This window comes from Bradyrhizobium sp. STM 3843 (genome assembly GCF_000239815.1).
Classification (GTDB): Bacteria; Pseudomonadota; Alphaproteobacteria; order Rhizobiales; family Xanthobacteraceae; genus Bradyrhizobium.
Genome location: NZ_CAFK01000111.1, coordinates 1 through 6638 on the forward strand (window position 1 = coordinate 1; position 6638 = coordinate 6638).

The window sequence follows — 6638 nt, forward strand, 5'->3', positions numbered from 1 at the left end:
TTCGCCGGTCCGGATCCGGATGGCTTCCTCGATGTTGGATACGAAAATCTTGCCGTCGCCGATACGGCCGGTCTGTGCGGCGCGGCGGATCGCCTCGATCGCGCGCTCGACCAGATCGTCTCCGATCACGATCTCGATCTTCACCTTCGGCAGAAAGTCGACGATGTATTCGGCGCCACGATAGAGTTCGGCATGTCCCTTCTGCCGGCCAAATCCCTTGGCTTCCGTCACCGTGATGCCCTGCAATCCCACTTCCTGAAGCGCTTCCTTCACCTCGTCGAGCTTGAATGGCTTGATGATGGCTTCGATCTTCTTCACTGAGCGCCTCCCGGGCATTCCGACATAAAAAACAGCAAGGTCATCGCCAGGCTGCGCGACGCAGCGCAGATCGTTCGATCACTCGGTTACCGGGCCTGACATGCTTCGGCGGAGGCTTGGTTCTTTACAGCCCGTCTTGCCAGCGCCGAAGTGGCTCCACAAAAGCAGGGTCTATGCCAAGTCGTTAACAGGCCCAAATCGAATGATAATCAGGCTCTTAGCATGAGCCTGACGACTCCCTCTTGGAAGAGCCAGAATACCGGAGCCTGCGAAATAGGCAAACAGGTGAAATGATGTGCAGAAGCGGCTGCGGCGTCCGCACTGCGGCGGAAATGCCTCAGGATAAGGCGGCGCGTTAACCGCCGCGCACGATGCCTGCTTGGAACTTCGCCGCGGTCACGGCAATAGAGGCTGTACAGATATCGGCTGGCACCTTGGCCTGCGATATCGGCGCCGTGGGGGCGGCGAGGCGGCATTGGGCTGGCGTGAGCGGGGACAAGAGCGGATGGAAGTTCTGACCACGAGCGAAATGGAGCGCGCTGATCGGCTGACCATTGCGGCCGGCACGCCCGGCTTCTCGCTGATGCTGAGCGCCGGTCAGGCCGTCGCCGAGGCGGCCATGGACCTGGTGGAGGAGGGGCCGATCCTGGTCATCTGCGGGCCCGGCAACAATGGCGGCGACGGCTTCGTGGCCGCCGCGGAGCTGGCTGCCCAAGGGCGCGAGGTCTCGGTCATCCTGATGTGCGAGCGCGACGCGCTGCAGGGAGATGCGGCCTCCGCCGCCAAGGGCTGGAAATATCCGGTGCTGCCGTTCAATCCGCAGGCAATCGGCAAGCCGGCGCTCATCATCGATGCGCTGTTCGGCGCGGGCTTGAGCCGCGCGGTGAGCGGCGAGCCGCACGACATGATCGCGGCGATCAATGCCAACGGCGCCAAGGTGCTCGCGGTCGATCTGCCGAGCGGCATCAATGGCACCACGGCCGCGGTGATGGGCATCGCGGTGCGCGCCACCGAGACCGTGACCTTCTTCCGCAAAAAGCCCGCGCATCTGCTCCTGCCGGCGCGGATCAATTGCGGGCGGGTCCGCGTCGCCGATATCGGCATCGATCCGCAGGTGCTGGCCGAGATCAAGCCGCAGGCGTTCGAAAACGTGCCGGAGATCTGGCAGAAGCAGTTTCCGGTGCCGCGCATCGACGGCCACAAATATGCACGCGGCCATGTGCTTGCAGTGTCCGGCGACATCAGCGCAACGGGTGCTGCGCGGATGGCAGCACGCGCCGCGCTGCGGGCCGGAGCGGGGCTTGCCACGCTGGCCAGCCCGCGCGATGCGCTGGCTGTGAATGCCACGGCGCTGACGGCGGTGATGGTGCGCTCGGTCGACACGCCGATCGAATTCGGCGACCTGCTCGGCGACCGACGTTACAACACCTGCATCATCGGCCCTGGCGCCGGCATCGGCGAGCGCACCCGCGACTTCGTCCACACCGCGCTCGCAGCGCAACGCCACCTCGTGCTCGATGCCGACGCGCTGACGAGCTTTGCCGATGCGCCGGAGCGGCTGTTCGAGCAGATCAGGGGGGCGACGGCGCCGGAGGTGGTGCTGACGCCGCATGAAGGCGAGTTTCCGCGGCTGTTCTCCGATCTCAGCAACAAGCATCCGGGGCGCTCCAAGCTCGAGCGCGTGCGGGATGCCGCCGCCCGCTGCGGCGCGGTCGTGCTCCTGAAGGGCGCCGACACCACGGTCGCCGCGCCCGATGGCCGTGCCACCATTGCCGCCAATGCACCGCCTTGGCTTGCCACCGCCGGGGCCGGTGACGTGCTGTCAGGCATCATCGCAGGCCTGCTGGCCCAGGGCGTGCCGGCGTTCGAAGCCGCCAGCATCGGCGTCTGGATGCACGGCGAAGCCGGTACCGAAGCGGGGCCGGGCCTGATCGCGGAAGATCTGACCGAGACGCTGCCGGCAGTGTTCCGGCGCATCTATGACGCGTTCGGGATCGCGTATTGAGCGCGGTCCTTGCGCTCCGGCGGCTTGCTCTATCTGACTTGGACGCAGCCGCGCGCGTGCATCGCGCCGCGTTCGATGCGGCCTTCCCGTGGCTGACCGGGCTTCACACGCGGGATGAGGATCGCTGGTTTTACCGGGAGCGCGTGTTCAGGGAGTGCGAGCTATGGGGCGCTTTCCATGGCGACCCATTGACGGGCATTATTGCTTTTCGAGAAGGCTGGATTGACCAGCTCTATGTGCATCCCAACGCGCAGGGCAGGGGCATCGGTAGCTCGCTGCTCGATATCGCCAAGGCTGCGTCGCGCGGCCTGAAGCTCTGGACCTTCCAGCGTAACCTCGCAGCGCGCCGCTTCTATGAAATGCGCGGCTTCGTTGCAGTGTGCCAGACTGACGGCAGCCGCAACGAGGAAAACGAGCCTGATATTCTCTACCAATGGTCGTCTGATCCGCGTGCGGATCACGTGATCTGATACTTCGCCACCGCGCTCTCATTCCAGACGAGGCCGAGGCCGGGTCCGCGCGCTGTCAGCGTGCCATCGATGATCTGAAGCGGCTCGCTGAGGATCGCGCCAGCGAAATCCAGCACCTCCAGCCAATGCGCGGTCGGCGTCACCGCCAGCACATGCGCGCTGGCTTCGGGCAGGATGTGGCTCGACATCGGGATCGAGGCGGCATCGGCTTGCCCTGCGACGTTGAGCCAGCCGGTGATCCCGCCGACCTTCATCAGGTCGGGCATGATGAAGTCGGTCGCTCCCGCGGCGATAGCCTCGGCGAAGCCGCGCGGAAACCACCAATTCTCACCGGCCTGGATCGGAACGGTCGAGCGCTTGCGCACCTTGGCGTGGCCTGAGAGGTTTTCCTGGGGCACCGGCTCCTCGATCCAGGTGAGATCATAAGGGGCAAGGCGCGCAATGCGCCTGATGGCCTCAGCCGGATCGAGCGACTGGTTGAAATCGAGCATCAGCTCGACGTCCGGGCCGAGCAGGGCGCGCAGCCCCCTGACCATCTGCTCATCGGTCGAGAGATCGCCGTGGCCGCCCTTGGTCTTGATGGCGCGGAAACCCAATTCCACGATCGATTGGCGCAACACGCGTTCGTCCGATACGGGATCGAGCACGCCATAGCTGTCATAGGCGGGAACCGGGAGCGCCGTGCCGCCGAGCAGGTCGACCACCGGCTTGCCTGCGATCTGGCCCAGCGCATCCCAGAACGCCATGTCGAGGCCGGACACGGCCATGCCGACCAGGCCCTGCCAGCCGAGCAGGCGGAATTTGGCGTCCAGCATCCGCTGCAGTTCGAACGGCGCCACCGGCTTGCCGACCAGGTCGTCGCCGATCTCTTCGATCAGCAGCACCAGCGGCTTCAATGCAAGCCGCGTGTAGGCGAAGAGATAAGCGTGCCCGGTGACGCCTTGATCGGTCGTGACATCGATCAGCACCAGCGGGCCGGAGTCGATGACGCCGAACGCATTGCGCAAGGGACGCTTGAGTGGGGTGACGACGGCGCGCGCGGTCACGCCGGTGATGGCGGGAACGGTCATTGGTCTTGTCCCTGGGGCTTGTTGTCTCACCTGATCTCATACCATCGCACAAGCCGCGGGGCCGCCCAGTCGGTCCCCATGCTCTCGATCAGGAACCGGCCGGCGGTCTCGGCGGCAAACGCGATGCGCTGGGTCTGCCCGCTCTGCAGCGCGAGCGTATCCAGCCAATAAGGCTTCCAGCCATCGTCGAGCCGGTCAAGCAATCGGAACGGGTAGCCGTGGAGATGAAATGTCGCACCCGTCGGGCTGCGGTTGGTCAGCGCCAGCACCACGGTGCGTCCGGCCTTGGCCTGGAAGGCGGGGCGGCTTGCGGCGGTGAACCTCGATGGGGCAAGCCATTCCGGCCCGTCCAGCGCCAGTTCGACCCGGACGGCAGTCTTGAGGTCGAGTTGCTCCGGCAGGCCGTTGGATGGCAACGGGGCCGCCGGCGGCAGCGGTGTGGCGCGCACCGGCGGTTGGTCGGACAGGACCAGCCGGCCGATCGGCTGGGCGGCCGTGCCGTCATGCAGCAGGATTGGCAGCGGCGCCTTGGCCGCGGCCGGCATATCGATCAAGGCATCGGCCCGTCCGCCCGGGGGCATCACCACGGCGCCATTGCGGGCCAGGAATGGTTCGGCCGGCTGGCTGTCGATCGCCATCACGCGGACGTCGACGTCGGCGATTTTCACGGCGATCACAGCCCGCTGGCAGCCATTGATGACGCGGAGCCTGATCCGTTCCTGCCCGCGTGCGCGAATCTCCGGGAGCCTCGCGCCGTTGACCGTCAGGACGACCTGAGCTTGCTGCGCATCGCGGCCGGGCGCAAGCGCGCTCCCGTTGGCCGTGAGGCGCCAGTCCTCGATCAGGAAAATCTCGTCGCGATCGACCGTTACGGGCTGAGCTTCATCGATAATGACGGGTAATATCCGCGCTGGCGCGGCGGCGCCGTCCGCGAGCAGCCTGAGGTCCACGGTGCCGGTCCCGGCGCGGCTGGCGCCGATATTGAAGCGCGCGGTTGCCGCGGGTGCCAGCCCCGGTTGCGCGAGCAGGGGCTCGGCGGCTGACCCCGGGCCGCGAAAGGCCAGTGCGGTGGGCACCGGCAAATCGTTGACCAAAGCCAATGACAGGGTGCCGCCTTGCCGGGTTCGGAGCGCGGTCTGAGGACCGACGAGGCCCCATGCCGAGGCCGCGGGCTGGCCGGCCAGCAGCGGCAGAGATTCGGCGCGAGCGCGCAGCTCAAGCGGCGGCGCTTCGGCTGCGCGCGCGAGACGGAGAGCGGGCACTCGCAGCAGGCCTGCCCCAAATCCGGCCAGGATGATCCGCCGGCTGAGTTTCTGACCGGGCGTCATGAACTCGCCATGATGAAAAAAGATTGAGCGCTGAGGGGGATGCGAGTCATCCTTGTCTCCCTATCTTGACTGCAATGCATTAACAGCCCGGCTGGGGCCAAAGCGCTGTTGACGGTCCATTTTTTTGCTGCGGCGAGGTTCGCGCGTGGTATAAGCCGCGCCGCCCGCGGCATCGCGGCCGGGCTTACGATGCAGTTCACGCGGGCGTGGCGGAACTGGTAGACGCGCTGGATTTAGGTTCCAGTGACGAAAGTTGTGGGGGTTCGAGTCCCTCCGCCCGCACCAAGCGCTATTCTGGCGTTTGCCCTGAGGATTTACCGGCGAAGCCGTTCTCTCACCAGGAGAAAGCGGGGTCGCTGTCCACCGGCGCAAGGCCTCAAGGCCGCGCGTCGATCACAATTTAAATGGTCTGGCTCACGGATGAGCCGAAGCGGAAGAAGATTGACGCCATGCAGGTCACCGAAACCTTGTCGCAAGGGTTGAAGCACGAATTCCAGGTCAGCGTTCCCGCCGCCGATCTCGATGCCAAAGCGGACGCCAAGCTGTTCGACCTGAAGGACAAGGTGCGCATCAACGGCTTCCGTCCTGGCAAGGTGCCGGTCGCACACCTGAAGAAGATCTACGGCAAGTCGGTGATGGCCGAGACGGTCGACGAGACCATCCGCGACACCAACACCCAGATCTTCAGCGAGCGCGGCTTCCGCCTTGCGACTGAGCCCAAGGTGACGATGCCGACCGAGGAGAAGGACGTCGAGAGCATCCTCTCCGGCAAGTCGGACCTGACCTATACCGTCTCGGTCGAGGTGGTGCCGCAGATCGCGCTGGCCGATTTCAAGAGCTTCTCGGTCGAGAAGCCGGTTGCCGAGGTGACCGATGCTGACGTCGACGAGGCGATCAAGCGCCTGGCCGACAGCAACCGCAGCTACACGCCGAAGGCGGACGGCGCCAAGGCCGAGAACGGTGACCGCGTCACCGTCAATTTCACCGGCCGGATCGACGGCACGCCGTTCGAGGGCGGCACCGGCGAGGGCATCGATGTCGTCATCGGTTCCAACACCTTCATTCCCGGTTTCGAGGACCAGCTGGTGGGCATCGGCGCCGGCGAAACCCGTACGCTGAAGGTGACGTTCCCGGCGAACTATCTCAACGACAAGCTGGCCGGCAAGGCGGCGGAGTTCGAGACCACGGCGACCGCGATCTCCGCACCGCAGGAGACCACTGTCGACGACGAATTCGCCAAGACGCTCGGCCTCGAATCGCTCGACAAGCTGAAGCAGATGATGCGCGACCGGCTGGCGAGCGAGTTCAATGGTGCATCGCGCCAGCGGGTCAAGCGGGCGCTGCTCGACAAGCTCGACGAGGCACACAAGTTCGAAGCGCCGCCGTCGCTGGTCGATGAAGAGTTCAACCTGATGTGGAACTCGATCAAGGCCGAGATGGCGTCTTC

Annotated in this window: 6 protein-coding genes and 1 tRNA gene; 4 read left to right on the forward strand and 3 right to left on the reverse strand. The window is 65.5% G+C overall.

Annotation, left to right across the window (positions count from 1 at the left end):
- Window positions 1-318 (reverse strand): P-II family nitrogen regulator (locus tag BRAS3843_RS14400; protein WP_035981729.1); only part of this gene is annotated, 318 nt, incomplete at its 3' end.
- A 505-nt stretch (window positions 319-823) separates the two neighbouring features.
- Between BRAS3843_RS14400 and BRAS3843_RS14405 the strand changes: the two genes are divergently transcribed.
- On the forward strand, window positions 824-2323 hold the full coding sequence (locus BRAS3843_RS14405) for a bifunctional ADP-dependent NAD(P)H-hydrate dehydratase/NAD(P)H-hydrate epimerase (protein ID WP_008969657.1): 1500 nt from the start codon (window positions 824-826) through the stop codon (window positions 2321-2323).
- Between the two features lie 38 nt (window positions 2324-2361).
- On the forward strand, window positions 2362-2793 hold the full coding sequence (locus tag BRAS3843_RS14410; RefSeq protein WP_244425313.1) for a GNAT family N-acetyltransferase: 432 nt from the start codon (window positions 2362-2364) through the stop codon (window positions 2791-2793).
- On the opposite strand, the gene BRAS3843_RS14415 is transcribed toward BRAS3843_RS14410, so the two are convergent.
- Both BRAS3843_RS14415 and BRAS3843_RS14420 read right to left on the reverse strand, forming a co-directional pair.
- A complete protein-coding gene (locus BRAS3843_RS14415; protein WP_008969659.1) occupies window positions 2781-3863 on the reverse strand; it encodes an enolase C-terminal domain-like protein in 1083 nt (360 codons plus the stop codon). The two genes, BRAS3843_RS14410 and BRAS3843_RS14415, sit on opposite strands and share 13 nt — an antisense overlap.
- Before the next feature lie 26 nt (window positions 3864-3889).
- Window positions 3890-5191, reverse strand: coding sequence for a multicopper oxidase domain-containing protein (locus tag BRAS3843_RS14420; protein WP_008969660.1), 1302 nt, complete (start codon window positions 5189-5191; stop codon window positions 3890-3892).
- A 200-nt stretch (window positions 5192-5391) separates the two neighbouring features.
- On the opposite strand from BRAS3843_RS14420, the gene BRAS3843_RS14425 reads away from it, so the two are divergent.
- Window positions 5392-5476, forward strand: a tRNA-Leu gene (locus BRAS3843_RS14425).
- A gap of 164 nt (window positions 5477-5640) precedes the next feature.
- Window positions 5641-6638: trigger factor (gene tig / locus BRAS3843_RS14430; protein WP_035981731.1), on the forward strand; the 998-nt coding region annotated here is incomplete at its 3' end.

Bases quoted from the DNA above. Each gene is read 5' to 3' on its own strand.
- BRAS3843_RS14405 (WP_008969657.1), top strand. From the start codon at position 824: ATGGAAGTTCTGACCACGAGCGAAATGGAGCGCGCTGATCGGCTGACC.
- BRAS3843_RS14420 (WP_008969660.1), bottom strand. From the start codon at position 5,191: ATGACGCCCGGTCAGAAACTCAGCCGGCGGATCATCCTGGCCGGATTT.
- BRAS3843_RS14415 (WP_008969659.1), bottom strand. From the start codon at position 3,863: ATGACCGTTCCCGCCATCACCGGCGTGACCGCGCGCGCCGTCGTCACC.